Genomic DNA, 17,240 nt, shown 5'->3' with positions numbered 1-17,240 from the left:
GCCGTTGTGCGCGCGAGACGATAGCCGGCTTCGGTTTTGCTCTTGCAGCAACCTTGATTCCTATGCTCGGCACCAGCGCCCCACGAACCAGATCTCTCGGAGGATCATCAGACCATGCGCAAGAGCATTTCGGTGAAAGGACTGAGCCACAGGCATCCGGTTCCCAATGCCTGTCGGATCGGCAATATGGTGTTCTCAGGCGCGGTTCACGGGGTGAGCCCGATCACGCACGAGCTGCCGTCCGGCATGGCCGATCAGTCCGCCAATGTTTTTGCCAACATGCTTGCCATCATCGAAGCCGCCGGCGGCAGCGCGGAGGACATTATCAAGGTGGAAATCTATCTCCGCGACAGCAGCGACAGGAACGCCGTGAATGAAGAATGGTTGCGGATGTTTCCCGATCCGCAGTCGCGCCCGGCCCGGCACGTTCGGCCATTGCCGCAGGATAGCCCCTCTCTGGTGCAATGCGAATTCGTTGCGGTCATGGCGGAAGCTGTTTGACCACTTCACCCAACCAGTGTCGTCCTTGGCATGCCCGTGGGTCAGAAAGGATCTGATTTCCGAGTGACGTGCGGCCGTCAGTCACCATCCCGCATTGCACAATTTCTCCGCTTGGGGATATTGAGGCATGGTCCGCTCCTCACTCGCCGTTCTGGTGATCGACGAAAACCGCATCCGCGCCGCCATCATCGAGGCGGGGTTGCGCGAGGCCGGCCATGAGCGGGTCACCGTCATTCATGACGTCACCGGCATTGCGCGGCGCATCGCCGAGATCGAGCCCGACGTCATCGTCATCGATCTCGAAAATCCGAACCGCGACATGCTCGAAAACATGTTCCAGCTGTCGCGTGCGGTGAAGCGGCCGATCGCCATGTTCGTCGACCGCTCCGACCAGGCCTCGATCGAGGCGGCGGTCGATGCCGGCGTGTCGGCCTATGTCGTCGACGGTCTCAGGCAAGAGCGGGTCAAGCCGATCCTCGACATGGCCGTCAGCCGTTTCAATGCCTTCTCGCGCATGGCGCGCGAGCTGGAAGAGGCGCGCAGCGAACTTGAGAGCCGCAAGGTGATCGACCGCGCCAAGGGCATATTGATGAAGTCGCGCGGCCTGAGCGAAGAGGCCGCCTACACGCTGCTGCGCAAGACGGCGATGAACCAGAACCGCAAGATCAGCGACATTGCCCAGAGCCTGGTGACCGCCGCCGGGCTGCTGGGACCGTCGGAGGACGAATGAACGCGAGCCACCAGATCACCGCCGGCTTCATGCCGCTGTTCGACAGCGCCGTGCTGGTCGCAGCCGCCGAATTGGGCTTTGCCGCGCGCGAGGGCATTGATCTCACGCTGCACCGCGAGACCTCCTGGGCCAACATCCGCGACCGTATTGCCATCGGCCATTTCCATCTCGCGCATATGCTGGGGCCGATGCCGCTCGCCTGCAATCTCGGGCTGACCCCGCTGGCTTCCGAGACGATCGTGCCGTTCTCGCTCGGGCTCGGCGGCAATTGCGTCACCGTCTCCAACGCCGTCTGGGCAGGGATAGTGGCGCATGGGGCCGAGCCAGATCTCGATCCGGCGCGCGCGGGTGCTGCACTTCGCGCGCTCCTTCGCCAGCGTGCCGCTGCCGGCCGCGATCCGCTTCGCTTCGCCGTCGTCCATCCGCATTCCGGGCACAATTACGAATTGCGTTACTGGCTCGCCGCCTGCGGCATCGATCCCGAGCGCGAGATCGAGATCGTCATCATACCGCCACCCTTCATGGCCGACGCGCTGGCCGCTGGCCGCATCGACGGCTACTGCGTCGGCGAACCCTGGAACAGCGCCTCGGTGGCGGCCGGCACCGGCCACATCGTCACCGTCAAGGCGCTGCTGTGGAAGAACAGCCCGGAGAAGGTGCTCGGCGTGCGCAAGGCGTGGGCGCAGGAAAATCCCGACGCGTTGGCGGCGCTGCTGCGCGCCTTGCATCATTCGGCCCGCTGGTGCCAGGACCCAGCGAACCACGGCGAATTGGCGGCTGTGATGGCTCAGCCCGGCTTCCTCGGTCTGCCGCCGGCGATGCAGATGCCGATCCTCACCGGACAGCTCAAGCTGGGCGGTGGCGCGGAGCGCACCATCGATGATTTCTTCCTCCCCTTCGACAAGGCGGCGAACTTTCCGTGGAAGAGCCATGCGCTGTGGTTTTATACGCAGATGGTTCGCTGGGGGCATGTGGCGCATACGCCTGAAAACCTCGCCATCGCCCGCGACTGCTACCGTCCCGACCTCTACCGGTCGGCCCTGAAGCCGTTGGGCGTAGCACTGCCGGGCGCCAATTCGAAGGTCGAGGGTGCGCTCAGCGCGGCCACGGCGGTCGGCGCGACAGGCGCCGGCCTGGTGCTCGGTCCCGATGGCTTCTTCGACGGCCAGATCTTCGATCCCGATGAGGTCGACCCCTACATTGCGAGCCAGAATTCAATTCGATTGCAGGCCTGATCAATTACGCGCCATTCTTGTGCATTGCACAAAATTTATGCGCAGTGCCCACCAGGCTGATCAATCTTTGATCTGCCTGGTCTATGGCCGGACGGGGCGGTGACCGGGCCGCACCGCTGATTTCATTGAGAAATCCAACGCCTTTCGAAACTGGCACGGTTCCTGCTTTGGAATAATCAGGGTCCGTCTCGGGCCACGCAACAGGCGTCCAATGGCGGGCGCCACAGGCAAAGCTGCCGCTCAGGTCCACACGTGCTCCCGGTCATCCGGACGCGAAGGCCTGGCCGGCGGCTTTTTTGTTTTGATCGAATACGCAATCGACGGCGCTGATCCCAAGCCGCGCCCAACCGGAGACGACGATGACGAAACGCATCAAGACTGACGCCCCTCTCGAGGGCATGACCCGCCGCAATTTCCTGATGGCCAGTGCTGCCGCCGCGGCTACCCTGGCGGCGGCGCGTGCGCTGCTGCCGTCCGGCGCCCATGCGGCGCCGGCGACGCCGGAAGTGACCGGCGCCAAGCTGGGCTTCATCGCGTTGACCGATGCGGCTCCCCTGATGATCGCCAAGGAGAAGGGGCTGTTCGAAAAGTTCGGCATGCCCGATGTCGAGGTGCTCAAGCAGGCCTCCTGGGGCGCGACGCGCGACAATCTGATGCTCGGCGGCGAGGCCAACGGCATCGACGGCGCCCATATCCTGACGCCGCTGCCCTACCTCATGCACACCGGCAAGGTGACGCAGAACAACCAGCCGATGCCGATGGCGCTCGTGGCGCGGCTCAACTACGACTGCCAGGCCATTTCCGTCGCCCAGGAATATGCCGCCACCGGCGTCGGCCTCGATGCCTCCAAGCTGAAGGACGCCTTCGCCGCCAAGAAGGCCGCGGGCAAGGACGTCAAAGCCGCCATGACCTTCCCGGGCGGTACCCATGATCTCTGGCTGCGCTACTGGCTGGCCGCCGGCGGCATCGATCCCGACAAGGATGTCTCGACCATCGTCGTGCCGCCGCCGCAGATGGTCGCCAACATGAAGGTCGGCAACATGGACGTGTTCTGCGTCGGCGAGCCGTGGAACGAGCAGCTCGTCCACCAGGGCGTCGGCTTCACCGCCGCCACCACCGGCGAGTTGTGGAAGGGCCATCCTGAAAAGGCGCTCGGCCTGCGCGCCGAATTCATCGACAAGAACCCGAATGCCACCAAGGCGATCCTGATGGCCGTCATGGCCGCCCAGCAATGGTGCGAGGCCAAGGAAAACAAGGACGAGATGGCCGCCATCATCGGCAAGCGGCAGTGGATGAACGTGCCGACCGCCGACATCATCGGCCGCCTCAAGGGCGACATCAACTACGGCAATGGCCGTGTCGCCGCCGGCACCGACCTCTACATGAAGTTCTGGAACGGCGGCGTGTCCTATCCCTATAAGAGCCATGACAGCTGGTTCCTCGCCGAGAACATCCGCTGGGGCAAGTTCGCGCCGACCACCGACATCAAGGCGCTGGTCGATCAGGTCAACCGCGAGGATCTCTGGCGCGAGGCGGCCAAGGACCTCGGTGTTGCGGCCGCCGACATTCCGGCCTCGTCGTCGCGCGGCGTCGAGACCTTCTTCGACGGCAAGACCTTCGATCCGGCCAACCCGTCCGCCTATCTCGACAGCCTGAAGATCAAGGCATCGGCCTGAACGGCGCAAGCGGCGCCACCGGCGCCGCTTTTTCGCCAAATGCTGCCCAAGGAGCTTTTCGAAAAAATGTCCATCCAAGCCATCGAGGACACCACAGTGAAGGCGTTTCCCGCGCCGGCCAAGCCGGCTGAGGTCATTGCCTTCACCGCCAAGACGAGACGCCGCTTCGACCCGGTCGTCATCGCCGGAAAGCTGGCGAGCGCGCTGGTGCCGCCGGCGATCGTCATCGCCCTCATGCTCGTCGTCTGGCAGGTCGCTTGTTCGTCGCCCACCGCCAGCCTGCCGCCGCCCAGCCAGGTATGGACCGAGGCCTATGACCTGATCGCCCATCCATTCTTCGACAATGGCCCGCAGGATATCGGCCTGGCCTGGCGGGTGCTGATCTCGCTGCAGCGTGTCGCCATCGGCTTTGGCCTCGCGGCAGTCGTCGGCGTCGCGCTCGGCGCGCTGGTCGGCCAGTCGGTGTGGGCGATGCGCGGCCTCGATCCGGTGTTCCAGATCCTGCGCACGGTGCCGCCGCTGGCCTGGCTGCCGCTGTCGCTGGCGGCGTTCCGCGATTCCAGCCCGTCGGCGATCTTCGTCATCTTCATCACCTCGATCTGGCCGGTCATCATCAACACCGCCGTCGGCGTCCGCAACATCCCCGAGGACTACCGCAACGTCTCGCGCATCCTCAGGCTCAACCAGTTCGAGTTTTTCGTGAAGATCATGGTGCCGGCCGCCGCACCCTACATTTTCACCGGCCTGAGGATCGGCATCGGCCTGTCCTGGCTCGCCATCGTCGCCGCCGAAATGCTGACCGGCGGCGTTGGCATCGGCTTCTTCATCTGGGACGCCTGGAACTCGTCGCGGCTGCCCGACATCATCGTCGCGCTCGCCTATATCGGCGTCACCGGCTTCTGCCTCGACCGTCTGGTCGCGGCAGTCGGCGCCTTCGTCACCCGCGGCACAACGGCAAAGTGAGGAAAGCGCCATGACGGCCTATCTGAAACTCGACCATATCGACAAAACCTTCACCCGCGGCGGTCAGGTCAGCGAGGTGCTGAGGGATATCCGGCTGACCATCGACAAGGGCGAATTCGTCTCGATCATCGGTCATTCCGGCTGCGGCAAGTCGACCTTGCTCAACCTGATTGCCGGGCTGACCAAGGTCTCTGCCGGCGCCGTGCTGCTTGAAGACAAGGAGGTCGACAGCCCCGGACCCGAACGCGCCGTGGTGTTCCAGAACCACAGCCTGCTGCCGTGGCTGACCGTCTATGAAAACATCAATCTGGCGGTAGCGAAAGTCTTCGGCGGCACCAGGAGTCGGGCCGAGCGGCATGACTGGATCATGCGCAATCTCGACCTCGTGCAGATGGCGCATGCCAAGGACAAGCGGCCGGCCGAGATATCGGGCGGCATGAAGCAGCGCGTCGGCATCGCCCGGGCGCTGGCGATGGAGCCGAAGATCCTGCTGCTCGACGAGCCCTTCGGCGCGCTCGACGCGTTGACGCGCGCGCATCTGCAGGACGCGGTCATGGACATCCATTCGCGGCTCGGCTCGACGACGATCATGATCACCCATGATGTCGACGAGGCGGTGCTGTTGTCCGACCGCATCGTCATGATGACCAACGGTCCGGCGGCGACCATCGGCGAAGTGCTTCCCGTGCCGCTGGCCCGGCCGCGCCGGCGCGTCGAGCTGTCTTCCGACCGCACCTTCCTGCGCTGCCGCGAGGCGGTGCTGAAGTTCCTCTACGAACGCCACCGCTTCGTCGAAGCCGCGGAGTAGCGCCATGAGCGAAAAACTCGTCATCATCGGCAACGGCATGGCTCCCGGGCGGATGCTGGAGCACCTGCTGGAGCAGGCGCCGGGCCGCTACACCGTCACCATCTTCAACGCCGAGCCGCGGGTCAACTACGACCGCATCATGCTGTCGCCGGTGCTGTCGGGCGAAAAGGCCTTTGAGGAAATCATCATCCACGGCGACGGCTGGTACATCGCCAACGGCATCACCCTCTACAAGGGCCACAAGATCGTCGCCATCGACCGGGAGGCAAAGACCGTCACCTCCGATCATGGCGTCACCGAACCCTACGACAAGCTGGTCATCGCCACGGGCTCGGTGCCGTTCATCATTCCGGTGCCCGGCCATGATCTGCCGGGTGTGCTCACCTATCGCGACCTCGACGACGTCCAGGCCATGATGCTCGCCGCCCAGTCGCGGGCCAAGGCCGTGGTCATCGGCGGCGGCCTGCTCGGGTTGGAAGCGGCTGCGGGCCTGAACGCGCAAGGCATGGACGTCACCGTGCTGCATGTCATGCCGACGCTGATGGAGCGCCAGCTCGATCCGGCCGCCGGCTATCTCCTGCAGCGCGCCGTCGAACAGCGCGGCATCAAGGTCATCACCAAGGCCAACACCCAGGCGATCACGGGCAACGGCAAGGTCGGGCAGGTGGAACTCGCCGACGGAACCATCATCCCGGCGACGCTCGTCGTCATGGCGGTGGGCATCAGGCCGAATTCGGCGCTGGCCAAGCAGGCCGGCATCGCCGTTAACAGAGGCATCGTCGTCGACGCTGGCATGCGCAGCAACGACCCCGACATCTACGCGGTCGGCGAATGCGCCGAGGTCAGCGGCCAGGTCTACGGTCTCGTCGCACCCCTCTACGAGATGGCACGCGTTGCCGCCAGCCAACTTGCCGGCAACGACGCGGCAGCCTTTGTCCACATGGATACGCCGACCAAGCTCAAGGTCACCGGCATCGACCTGTTCTCGCTCGGCGACTTCGCCGAAGGCGAGGACCGCCAGGAGATCGTGCTGCGCGATGCGGCGGCCGGCGTCTACAAGCGCCTGGTGCTCAAGAACGACCGCATCATCGGCACCGTGCTCTATGGCGAGACGGCCGATGGCGCCTGGTTCAACGACCTCAAGAAGAAGCAGACCGACATTTCCGAAATGCGCGACACGCTCATCTTCGGCCAGTCCTACCAGGGAGGCGCCCCCCTGGACCCTATGGCGGCCGTTGCAGCCTTGCCGGATGATGCGGAAATCTGCGGCTGTAACGGCGTTTGCAAGGGAAAGATCACCGGCGCGATTTCAGGGAAAGGCCTGACCTCGCTTGACGACGTGCGTGCCCACACCAAGGCGTCGGCCTCCTGCGGCTCCTGCACCGGGCTGGTCGAGAAGCTGATGGTGCTGACCATCGGCGACAAATACAACCCGGCCGCGGTCCAGCCGATGTGCGGCTGCACCACGCTCGGCCATGACGAGGTCCGCCGGCTGATCATGGCCAAGAGCCTGAAGACCATTCCAGCCGTCATGCAGGAACTGGAATGGACGACCTCCTGCGGCTGCGCCAAATGCCGGCCGGCGCTCAACTACTATCTCGTCTGCGACTGGCCGAACGACTATGCCGACGACTACCAGTCGCGCTTCATCAACGAGCGCGTCCACGCCAACATCCAGAAGGACGGCACCTATTCGGTGGTGCCGCGCATGTGGGGTGGCGTCACCAATGCCGCCGAGCTGCGCGCCATCGCCGATGTCGTCGACAAGTTCGAGATCCCGATGGTCAAGGTCACCGGCGGCCAGCGCATCGACATGCTCGGCATCCGCAAGGAAGACCTGCCGGCGGTGTGGGCCGATCTCGGCCAGGCCGGCTTCGTCTCCGGCCATGCTTATGCCAAGGGCTTGCGCACCGTGAAGACCTGCGTCGGTTCGGACTGGTGCCGCTTCGGCACGCAGGATTCGACGGGTCTGGGCGTCCGCATCGAGAAGTTCATGTGGGGCTCGTGGACCCCGGCCAAGGTCAAGATGGCGGTGTCGGGTTGCCCGAGGAACTGCGCCGAGGCGACCTGCAAGGATGTCGGCGTCATCTGCGTCGACAGTGGCTACGAGATCCACTTCGCCGGGGCCGCCGGCCTCGACATCAAGGGCACTGAGGTGCTCGGCCTGGTCAAGACCGAGGACGAGGCGCTGGAGCATATCGTGGCGCTGACGCAGATGTACCGCGAGCAGGGCCGCTATCTCGAGCGCATCTACAAATGGGCCAAGCGCATCGGCATCCCGGAGATCAAGCGCCAGATCATGGACGATGCCGGCAAGCGCAAGGCGTTCTTCGACCGCTTCGTCTTCAGCCAGAAATTCGCTCAGGTCGACCCGTGGTCGGAACGCGTTTCCGGCAAGGACAAGCACGAATTCCAGCCGATGGCATCGGTGGACTTCGCGCAGGCTGCGGAGTGAGCGCGTGTTCCCGAAAAGTGGAAACCGGTTTTCGGTCAAGAACACGCGCAAAAAGGAAATCTAGATGAACTGGATCGCCATCGGCTCCCTATCGGACATTCCGCGCCGCGGCGCCCGTTGCGTCGCCACGCCGGAGGGCAAGGTCGCCGTTTTCCGCACCGCCGACGACCAGGTCTATGCCATCGACGACCATTGCCCGCACAAGGGCGGGCCGCTCAGCCAGGGCATCGTTCACGGCACGGCAGTGACCTGTCCCTTGCACAATTGGGTCATTTCGCTGGAGACGGGCAAGGCGCTCGGCGCCGACGAGGGCGCGGTGCGCACCATTCCGGTCAGGATCGAGGGCGAGCGTCTGTTCATTGCGCTGGAAGCGCTGGCCAGCCGCGCGGCCTGAAACATGGAGATTGAGGAAGCGCGCGAGGTGAGGACCACCTGCCCCTATTGCGGGGTAGGCTGCGGCGTGCTGGCGAAGGTCGCCGCGGACGGCGAAGTCAGCGTCCGCGGCGACCCCGACCATCCCGCGAATTTCGGCCGGCTCTGCTCCAAGGGTTCGGCGCTTGCCGAAACCATCGACCTCGACGGCCGGCTTCTTCACCCGGAAATTCACGGCCGCCGCGCCGGCTGGGACGAGGCGCTAGACCTCGTCGCCTCGACCTTCTCGCAAACCATCGCCGAGCACGGCCCGGATTCAGTCGCCTTCTACGTCTCCGGCCAGTTGCTGACCGAGGACTACTACGTCGCCAACAAGCTGATGAAAGGTTTTATCGGCTCGGCCAACATCGATACCAATTCGCGCCTGTGCATGGCCTCCTCCGTGGCCGGCCATCGACGCGCCTTTGGCTCCGATACCGTGCCGGGCACCTACGAGGATCTTGAGCTTGCCGACCTGATCGTGTTGGTCGGCTCCAATCTCGCCTGGTGCCACCCCGTGCTCTACCAGCGCATTGCCGCGGCCCGGGAAAAGCGGCCCGAAATGAAGATCGTGCTGGTCGATCCGCGCCGCACCATGACGGCTGACATCGCCGACATGCATCTGGCGATCGCGCCGGATGGCGACGTCGCGTTGTTCACTGGGCTGCTCACCTATCTCGGCCAGCACAACGCGCTGGACCGCGCCTACATCACCGCGCACACGAGCGGCTTCGGGCAAGCGCTTTTTGCCGCCTCTGCGCTCGACCTTGCCGGCGTCGCCGCCGCCACGGGCCTCAGCGAGGACGAGCTTGGGCGCTTCTACAGCCTGTTTGCCGCGACCGCGAAGACCGTGACCGTCTATAGCCAGGGGGTGAACCAGTCGTCGTCGGGCACCGACAAGGTCAACGCCATCATCAACTGCCATCTCGCCACCGGCCGCATCGGCAGGCCGGGGGCAGGGCCGTTTTCGGTGACCGGCCAGCCCAACGCCATGGGCGGCCGTGAGGTCGGCGGCATGGCCAACATGCTGGCCGCCCATATGGAGATTGAAAACCCCGATCATCGCGAGCGCGTGCAGCGCTTCTGGAACGCGCCGACGGTCGCCGAAAAAGCCGGCCTGAAGGCGGTCGAGATGTTTCAAGGCGTGGCCGACGGGCGCGTCAAGGCGCTGTGGATCATGGCCACCAACCCGGTCGATTCGATGCCGGATGCCGACGCCGTCGAAGCCGCGATCAAGGCTTGCCCCTTCGTCGTGGTGTCGGACGTTCTGGCCGAGACCGACACGGTCCGCCACGCCCATGTCCGGCTGCCCGCCGCCGCATGGGGCGAGAAGGACGGCACCGTCACCAATTCGGAACGCCGCATCTCACGCCAGCGCAGCTTTCTGGCCATGCCCGGTGAGGCGCGACCCGACTGGCAGATCATTGCCGAAGTCGGCAAGCGCATGGGGTTTGCCGAGGCGTTTGCGCATGCCTCGCCGGCGGAGGTTTTCGCCGAACACGCCGCTTTGTCGGGGTTCGAGAATGACGGCGCGCGGGATTTTGACATCGGCGCCTACGCCGGTGTCGACCGGGAGGGGTATGAAGATATTGCTCCATTCCAATGGCCGGCGCCGAGCCAAGACACCCCCCTCTGGCCTGCCGGCCATCTCCCCCTCAAGGGGGGAGATTGGATGTCACCGTCGTTTTCGCCAATCACCGACGTTGCCGAAAAGGCGCCGCCGAAAGAGCTGCCGATCTCCCCCCTTGAGGGGGAGATGGCCGGCAGGCCAGAGGGGGGTGTTCAAGCTGAACGTTCGCAAGAGGCGGGTGTTCAGGCTGGACGCAAACCGGAGGGTGAAAGCACCCGCTTCTTCGCCAACGGCAACTTCTACACGCCCGACCGCAAGGCGCGCTTCATCGCCATCCGTCCCACCACGGAAATCCGCACCAGCCCGGCCTATCCGCTGATCCTCAACACCGGCCGCGTCCGCGACCATTGGCACACCATGACACGGACCGGCAAAAGCCCGCGCCTGTCCCAGCACATGGCCGAGCCATTCGTCGAAATCCACCCGGTGGATGCGCAGCGCTTCGGCATCGGCGACGCCGATATCGTGCGCGTCTCCAGCCTGCGCGGCGACGTGCTGGTCCGCGCACTGGTCACGCCGCGCCAGCGCCAGGGCAGCCTGTTTGCACCGATGCACTGGACCGATCAGTTCGCCGCCAAGGGCCGGCTCGACGCGCTGACCGCACCGCTCACCGACCCGGTTTCCGGCCAGCCGGCGCTAAAACATGTCGCGGCCCGCATCGAGAAATTCGCGGCAAAAGCCTTCGGCTTTGCCGTGACGCGCCAGCGGCCGGCAGCGGTTGCCGCAAGCTACTGGGCCGTTGCCAAATGCCGGGGCGGCTGGCGGGTCGAACTGGCCTTTGCCGATGACGATATCGACTGGGCCGGTTTCGCCGGCTCGCTGTTCGGCACGCCGCCTGGCGCCGACATCCTCGCCTACCACGACCGCGACGCCGGCCAGCATCGCATCGCCGCTTTCTACGGCGATCATTTGTCAGGAGCCTTGTTCGTCGCACCCGGCCCGGTCGCCGTGTCGCGCGGCTGGGCAGCGGAACAGCTTGACGAGACCCACGCCGGCCAGCGCGAACGCTTCCGCATCGTCGCCGGCCGCGCCGGTGCCGAACGGCCCGATGCCGGCGCGGTCGTGTGTTCCTGCTTCAGTATTGGCGCCAACCAGATCGCGGTAGCAGTAGGGGCAGGCTGCACGAGCGTCGAGGCCATCGGCAGCGCGCTGAAGGCAGGCACCAATTGCGGCTCCTGCCGCGCCGAAATCCGCGCGATCATCCAGGCGGGCAGGGTGCAGGCGGCGGAGTGAGGGCGCGGAGCGCAGGCTGCCAGGCTTTCGTGAAGCGTTGACCTTTTGCAGGCTGACAGGTGTGGGGGATGAAATGGCCAGCGACCACGCCTGTTGCGATCGCTCAGTACCAAATTGTCGAACTGTTGCTCTGCGGCCAATTGGGGGTTGGCCCTGCGTCTGGCTCACCGCCTACCTCAATGATCCCGACCATTGCACGCGTAAACTCAACCATGCTGTTTGCCGTGGCGGCTGCCTCGTCGGGATTTTGCCCGATCCGTTCAGCGGCTCCGCAACACGACAAGCGGATCCGATCGTAATGCAGATCTCTCTCATCCTCTGGCAACGCTGCCAATTTCAGGGCGCGGCGATAAATCATCCGCAGCAGCTGTGCCAGTGCTGTTTCGACACTCATGCGTTTAGCTCCGCATCGGTCGCACGTCCCGGCACATAGAAGGCGCTGGAACGTCGATCGGGGTTCCCGTCCCCGAGACCGAAAGGCTGCATCACAGCTGTTAACATATCGTTGATTGCTAATATATGCCCTCCACGGCCGCTTGCTGCGGCGGCGGTCGGGGCGGGCTACGCAGTGTTGCGGCCATTGGCGCTGAAAGCTGGCACCAATTGCATGCGAGTCCGAAAACGAGCATCGTGGCGTTCGAGGCGCGGTGGGAGATGGAGGCACGTATGATGATAATGCGCGTCTATCGCTGCACTGTCGTTGCAGGCAAGGAGGCGGAATTCAGGGAATTCGCTTTCACCAAGAGTCATCCGTGGTTGCGCGCGCAGACGGGTCTGATCGCTTTCTATGCTGGGAGGCCGCTTCCTGAAAGCGGCGACCGCGGCCGTTGCATGGTCCAAATCTGGGAAAGCGTAGCTGCGATCCAAGCCGCTATCGGCACCGAATGGCGCCAGCCGCTCAAACTGCCCGAGGAGGCCCGCCTGTTCATCGAGTCGGCGAGTGTCGAACACTATGAACTTGCAGACGAGTTTAGAGTCGACGTCTGACCGAATTGGAAGCTCCCTGCCGTCGCCCTAGTTGGTCTCTTGGAGTGGCGCTTCATTTTGCCAGCCGGCCAGCTCTGGCAGGTCGTCAAGCCAACTTTTCTCTGTCACCAAGGCACCGCCGGCCTGCGGCGCAGCCTCGGTGGCGTTTTGAATGAGCCAGTCCACCCACTTCCGATAGGCAACCGGGTCCAGTTGGGGCGGCAGCACCTTGGCCTTGGCCAGCATGCGTTTACGGAAACTGACTTGCCTGCGGAGTTTGGTCGTCGTGAACTTGATTGCCTTGCCTTGGTATTCAACCGTCCAGCGCCCATCCCCGTGGCTGGTGAGCCTGTCGATGGCGAAACCGACATCGACTGGTCTATCCCGCCAGGGAAGCTCAGTGGCATTCTTCCTCAGGTCGAGTGCCCATCGCCTGTAGTTGGCCCCGGTACGCTCGGGCGGCAGCACACCAGCCTGTTCGAGCATCTTCCTGCGGAAGGTAGGCTGCTTCTTGATCTGGCCGGTCGTCAGCTCGATGCGATGCCCACGGAATTCGACGTGCCACCGGATCCTCCCATTGCCAAAATACTTCACCAGCCTGTCGATGAAGAACTCGTCATCGGTAAGCATCACGCAGCCTTGGCTGATGCTTTCGAGAATGTACTGGCTATCGGTGGGCATTATGCGGCCTCATGCAGGAACCTTAGCTTAGCCAGTGGCACGCACCAGCGGCCACAATCTTTTCGCTCCGGGAATCTCGCCTGCCTCGAATGCGGGTAACTGCGGGTAACGCCCCTAATAAAAGCCCGGTATTGTGCGTAACTGACATAAGGCGATGTAATCTTGAGGGAGAGAACGATTGGCTTCACATCCCCAGAAAGGTCAAGCTGGAAGACTTGGCCAACCTCTACAAGCGCGCCGGCATCAATCCGGATGAGTGCATCTATTGCGGCGCACGCAAGACGGACACTGACCATCTTCGCCCGATTGTAAAGGGAGGTCGGCCGTCGGGCTTCTTCCATGTGACTGGAAACTTGGTGCCTGCTTGTGGTCCCTGCAATCAATCTAAATCCGGCTTGGATTGGAGAGCATGGATCAATAGCAAGACTGCCAAAGGATCGCCGGCTAGGCGAGGCACTGTCGACATTGATGAACGGTATCGCCAACTAGAACGTTTCGAGGAAATTGCCGGCGTCAAAGATGCGGTGCCCGAAGACGCCTTGCGCGCCGCTGTTGGCAGCGAGCTATGGGACGCTTATTGGAGGCGTCGGGACGAAATTGTTACTCTTATGGAGCAGGCCCAGCGAGCCGCCTTCGGTGGCGCAGTCGTTAGGTTCGGAGGCGCAGAGCGATAGCGTCTATGGCCTTCTGTGGATGCCAATTTTGGGCCGCGACCCGTGGGCATGAGGCCGCGATTGGGGCTGAGTGGCTCAAGCTAAGGCTGGTCGGGCAAGTGAAGCATCTCGAGATCCTTTGGAATCGAAGTCAGCCATCCGTCCTTATCGAGATAACCGCGCGAGGCGAAATCCTCCAGGTTCCAGCCGCCCCACTGGTGCGGAAGGTGGCCTGTCCATGGGCGCGCAGTTTTCATGATGTCGATGAACGGCTGTTCCGAGGACCAGTCCACTATACCATTCAGCCCCATGCCAAGAGGTGGGCTGGACAGACCCCGAAGCGCTCCAACCGTATTCTCTCGACCAACGCTTTGCGCGCTGATGGGCGTCTGCTCAGCGACCGGATCATCCTGCCCTCGCGAAATTTTCGTGAAGACCACGAGGCTTAATACCGAGATAGCTATCCCGACAACGACGCACTTAGTCAATCAGATATGGGCTCCGTCCCGGCATACTGTTTCAACCCAGTCTTAGGATAGGTCGTTACGACTTGCCAGACCACCTCTTGCATAAGACGTGCGGCGTTCTGGCCAGGCGGGTCGGCCATGCTCCCGTCGGCCAGCCGGAGTTGGTGGGGGAGCCCGACCGGGCTGCGGTGGTAGAGCACGGCGTAGTGGGTCAGCGCGACGAGATAGGCGCCGATGTCGTTGAGGTGGATCATGTCCTGCTCGCCATTCTCGTTCAACGCAAAAAGGTCCTCCTTGCTTGCAAGCCCGTCAACACCCGCGCGCGCCTCGACAGTTCGGACGAACCGCGCCAGAACCTGCCCCGCTGGAATGACGTAGATGGGTTGCTCCATTCCTCTCACGGCCAGCGCACGCCGCAGGATCTCATTTTCCCAATACCTGGAAAGGTCCAGATCAAGCCGTTCGAGCCATCCCTCGGGGCTGTCGATTGCATGCCATGTTTCATACAGGTAGACGCGTGTCGCGGCGTGGCCTCCCCAGGCGCGCCGGGCCCATCGGCTGACGTAGTCCCAGCTATCGTAGTATTTGATGGCATCACGAATCTCGACCATCTCAGTCATGACGAAAGCGTCATACTCGCCGCTCTCGGCAGCTTCGTCTGCGGCCCGATAACGCGGGTGGGCGTTTTCCGTCTCGAAGCCGTTGATGGGCGCGTCCCCCCAATGCGCTTTCAACGTCGTTCCCATCCAAGCTGGCTTTCATACCGATGACCGTCGTCCGCCAGCTGCTGCAGCATCGCCGGCATATCCCGGCCAACAAGGCTGTGGCCCAGATGGAAGACGCTCATCGCGCCGGCAGGTCGAGCGAGTGGCGATGCATAAAGAGCGTCAACGGCAACCTCGTCGAGCGGCGCGGGCGCACTGCAGCGCGACAACCCGTATGCAGAAGCCAATAGGAAGAAAAGTGCAGAGCTGAGGTTTCGAATTCGCGTCAGCATTCGCCTTGATAGCCTCAACGCCGTTGGTGTTTTGCGACCGGAGCGTGCCCCTTATGCCACGGGTCGAACACACCCACGGTTCAGTATAGGCATCGTTTCAAGAACTGTATACGAATGGAGATATTCGAGAGCAGCTTCCACCACCAAATGCCCGCGAAACATTGTCCAAGAGGCTCGGAAGCGGAGCTTCACAAAGTGCCTTGGCAGCCATCACGACAGCATTCGCGCGACCTAGCTCAAAGCAGCCGCTGAAGCACTGCGGGACGCTGGCCCGCGAAAGCGATGGCAAAGACAGCGGAGTAGCACGGCGCATGACAAGCCGGGACGAAAGCCCAGCTTTTCGCGAGACAGCATGAAAACAAAGGATGAGAAACAACTGGTCAGGGTAAGGCGCTATGGCCGTAAGCGAATTTAAAGACCGGTGCCTCTAGCGTCGCGCTTTTCACACGAACATGACGGGAACAAATGAGCTAATGCGTGTTGCAGTCGTGTTGCACGGACAGTTATGGACGGTGTGGGACATGTCCGGAAAACAAGGGTTTGAGCGATATAGCGGGAAAATCCATGCAACACGATTCCGCTGGCATCGTGTCGCTTAACTAACTGTTTTTATTTGATAATTTATTGGCTGGGGAACCTGGATTCGAACCAGGACTAACGGAGTCAGAGTCCGTGGGTCTACCGTTAACCTATTCCCCAGCAGGCGAGGTTCTCACAAACCACGCAGGAGTGGCAGCCAACTGGCCGCGCGTGCCTTGTAGCCGCCGACGGAAAATAGTCAAGCCTGCCGAGCGCTTCAATCATCGGGTTTCAACACCACGCTTCGATCACCGCGCTAAGTCGCCGCGCCTCAACTCTCGCTGCGACTGTATTGCGAGTGCTCGAAGAACAGCACGACGCCGAGCGCGATCAGCAGCGGGATGATCAGGTAGAACAGCCGGAACACCAGGAGTGCCGCCAGCACGCCGACCGGGTCCATATGCGACAGGCCGGCGAGGAACACGACCTCGAACACGCCGAGCCCGCCCGGCGCATGCGAGATTTGAGCGATCGAGAACGATACCAGGAAGACGCCGAGCACGACGAAATAGCCCGGATTGCCTGCGGGCAGCGCGAAGAAGATGATCGCCGCCGCTGCCAGCAGCTCGATCGGGCCGATCAGCAATTGCCGCGCCACGATCGGCAGGGCCGGGTAGTGCAGCTGGAAGCGGCCGATTTTCAACGGCTTGAGATGCAGCCAGCTGCCGAAGATATAGGCGCCGACCAGGATCAACATGGCGACGCCCGCGGCGATCGCCAATCCATGGTGCGGGGCGCCGGAAAAGCGGTCGATGATCTCGGGCTCCAGCACCAGCACGATGCCGGAGACCAACAGCGTCGACAGCATGAAGGTGATCCAGCAGATCGCCACCAGAATGCCGACGTCCTGTCCGCTCAGGCCCCTGGTGCCGTAGGCGCGGTAGCGGATCACCGCGCCTGAAAACACCGAGCCGCCGATATTGTGCGACAGCGCATAGGTGGTGAAGGAGCAGAAGGTGACGAACAGCCACGACACTTTTTTGCCGATATGCAGCAGCGCGATGTGGTCGTAGCCGGCCAGCGAGGCATAGGCGACGACGGAGCTCAAGGCTGCCAGCACCCAGCCGCGGGTAGGGATGGCGACGATGCCGGCCCAGACATCGTCGAGCGAGATGCCGCGCAATTCGTGCAGCAACAGCCACAGCGAGAACACCACCGCCGCAATGCCGATGACCGGCCAGAGATAGCGCCTCCAGTTCATGGCCTTCCAGTTCATGGCCCCCCAGTTCATGGCGGTGTCGTCATGCGTTGCAGC

At 63.2% G+C, this 17,240-nt stretch carries 17 protein-coding genes and 1 tRNA gene; 11 read left to right on the top strand and 7 right to left on the bottom strand.

Features of this window, described 5'->3' with window-relative positions:
- The first annotated feature begins 114 nt into the window (after positions 1-114).
- The 9 genes from LHFGNBLO_RS26015 to LHFGNBLO_RS25975 all read left to right on the top strand — a co-directional run bounded on the left by LHFGNBLO_RS26015 (position 115) and on the right by LHFGNBLO_RS25975 (position 11,642).
- Positions 115-501, top strand: coding sequence for a RidA family protein (locus tag LHFGNBLO_RS26015; RefSeq protein ID WP_258602153.1), 387 nt, complete (start codon positions 115-117; stop codon positions 499-501).
- Between the two features lie 127 nt (positions 502-628).
- Positions 629-1,231: an ANTAR domain-containing response regulator gene (locus LHFGNBLO_RS26010; protein WP_258602152.1), complete on the top strand. Its 603-nt coding sequence runs from the start codon at positions 629-631 to the stop codon at positions 1,229-1,231.
- Positions 1,228-2,466 (top strand): CmpA/NrtA family ABC transporter substrate-binding protein, encoded by a 1,239-nt coding sequence (locus LHFGNBLO_RS26005; protein ID WP_258602151.1) that lies wholly within the window; start codon positions 1,228-1,230, stop codon positions 2,464-2,466. Before LHFGNBLO_RS26010 ends, LHFGNBLO_RS26005 begins: the two co-directional genes overlap by 4 nt.
- 359 nt (positions 2,467-2,825) lie before the next feature.
- On the top strand, positions 2,826-4,142 hold the full coding sequence (locus LHFGNBLO_RS26000) for a CmpA/NrtA family ABC transporter substrate-binding protein (protein WP_258602150.1): 1,317 nt from the start codon (positions 2,826-2,828) through the stop codon (positions 4,140-4,142).
- Between the two features lie 66 nt (positions 4,143-4,208).
- A complete protein-coding gene (gene ntrB, locus LHFGNBLO_RS25995) occupies positions 4,209-5,105 on the top strand; it encodes a nitrate ABC transporter permease (protein WP_258602149.1) in 897 nt (298 codons plus the stop codon).
- Positions 5,106-5,115: 10 nt separating this feature from the next.
- The gene (locus tag LHFGNBLO_RS25990) at positions 5,116-5,913 is read left to right on the top strand and encodes an ABC transporter ATP-binding protein (RefSeq protein WP_258602148.1); all 798 of its coding nucleotides are present in this window, start codon (positions 5,116-5,118) and stop codon (positions 5,911-5,913) included.
- A 4-nt stretch (positions 5,914-5,917) separates the two neighbouring features.
- Positions 5,918-8,368 (top strand): nitrite reductase large subunit NirB, encoded by a 2,451-nt coding sequence (gene nirB / locus LHFGNBLO_RS25985; protein WP_258602147.1) that lies wholly within the window; start codon positions 5,918-5,920, stop codon positions 8,366-8,368.
- Positions 8,369-8,432: 64 nt separating this feature from the next.
- Positions 8,433-8,762: a nitrite reductase small subunit NirD gene (nirD, locus tag LHFGNBLO_RS25980; RefSeq protein ID WP_258602146.1), complete on the top strand. Its 330-nt coding sequence runs from the start codon at positions 8,433-8,435 to the stop codon at positions 8,760-8,762.
- A 3-nt stretch (positions 8,763-8,765) separates the two neighbouring features.
- The gene (locus LHFGNBLO_RS25975; RefSeq protein ID WP_258602145.1) at positions 8,766-11,642 is read left to right on the top strand and encodes a nitrate reductase; all 2,877 of its coding nucleotides are present in this window, start codon (positions 8,766-8,768) and stop codon (positions 11,640-11,642) included.
- A gap of 103 nt (positions 11,643-11,745) precedes the next feature.
- Here LHFGNBLO_RS25975 and LHFGNBLO_RS25970 read toward each other — a convergent pair whose 3' ends face one another.
- Positions 11,746-12,036, bottom strand: a complete 291-nt coding sequence (locus tag LHFGNBLO_RS25970) for a hypothetical protein (RefSeq protein ID WP_258602144.1) — start codon at positions 12,034-12,036, stop codon at positions 11,746-11,748.
- Between the two features lie 281 nt (positions 12,037-12,317).
- Here LHFGNBLO_RS25970 and LHFGNBLO_RS25965 point away from each other — a divergent pair, with 281 nt between their 5' ends.
- Positions 12,318-12,629: a hypothetical protein gene (locus LHFGNBLO_RS25965; protein WP_258602143.1), complete on the top strand. Its 312-nt coding sequence runs from the start codon at positions 12,318-12,320 to the stop codon at positions 12,627-12,629.
- 27 nt (positions 12,630-12,656) lie between these two features.
- Here the strand turns inward: LHFGNBLO_RS25965 and LHFGNBLO_RS25960 are convergent, their stop codons facing one another.
- Positions 12,657-13,289: a hypothetical protein gene (locus LHFGNBLO_RS25960; protein ID WP_258602142.1), complete on the bottom strand. Its 633-nt coding sequence runs from the start codon at positions 13,287-13,289 to the stop codon at positions 12,657-12,659.
- 215 nt (positions 13,290-13,504) lie between these two features.
- Here LHFGNBLO_RS25960 and LHFGNBLO_RS25955 point away from each other — a divergent pair, with 215 nt between their 5' ends.
- Positions 13,505-13,963, top strand: a complete 459-nt coding sequence (locus LHFGNBLO_RS25955) for an HNH endonuclease (protein ID WP_258602141.1) — start codon at positions 13,505-13,507, stop codon at positions 13,961-13,963.
- An 80-nt stretch (positions 13,964-14,043) separates the two neighbouring features.
- Here the strand turns inward: LHFGNBLO_RS25955 and LHFGNBLO_RS25950 are convergent, their stop codons facing one another.
- From LHFGNBLO_RS25950 to LHFGNBLO_RS25930, 5 genes are all read right to left on the bottom strand, one after another.
- Positions 14,044-14,430: a hypothetical protein gene (locus LHFGNBLO_RS25950; RefSeq protein ID WP_258602140.1), complete on the bottom strand. Its 387-nt coding sequence runs from the start codon at positions 14,428-14,430 to the stop codon at positions 14,044-14,046.
- Positions 14,427-15,155: a hypothetical protein gene (locus LHFGNBLO_RS25945; RefSeq protein WP_258602139.1), complete on the bottom strand. Its 729-nt coding sequence runs from the start codon at positions 15,153-15,155 to the stop codon at positions 14,427-14,429. The genes LHFGNBLO_RS25950 and LHFGNBLO_RS25945 overlap by 4 nt, the downstream gene beginning before the upstream one ends.
- Positions 15,140-15,406 carry a hypothetical protein gene (locus tag LHFGNBLO_RS25940; RefSeq protein WP_258602138.1) on the bottom strand — a complete coding sequence of 89 codons (267 nt, stop codon included), beginning with the start codon at positions 15,404-15,406 and terminating at the stop codon, positions 15,140-15,142. The genes LHFGNBLO_RS25945 and LHFGNBLO_RS25940 overlap by 16 nt, the downstream gene beginning before the upstream one ends.
- 625 nt (positions 15,407-16,031) lie before the next feature.
- A tRNA-Gln gene (locus tag LHFGNBLO_RS25935) sits at positions 16,032-16,105 on the bottom strand.
- A gap of 151 nt (positions 16,106-16,256) precedes the next feature.
- Positions 16,257-17,186 carry a lysylphosphatidylglycerol synthase domain-containing protein gene (locus LHFGNBLO_RS25930; protein WP_258609893.1) on the bottom strand — a complete coding sequence of 310 codons (930 nt, stop codon included), beginning with the start codon at positions 17,184-17,186 and terminating at the stop codon, positions 16,257-16,259.
- Positions 17,187-17,240 lie beyond the last annotated feature (54 nt).

The sequence above is a fragment of the Mesorhizobium sp. AR10 genome (genome assembly GCF_024746795.1).
In the GTDB taxonomy this organism is placed as follows: domain Bacteria; phylum Pseudomonadota; class Alphaproteobacteria; order Rhizobiales; family Rhizobiaceae; genus Mesorhizobium.
Note: the sequence above shows the minus strand (reverse complement) of the source record. Positions and strands in the feature narration are given on the sequence as shown.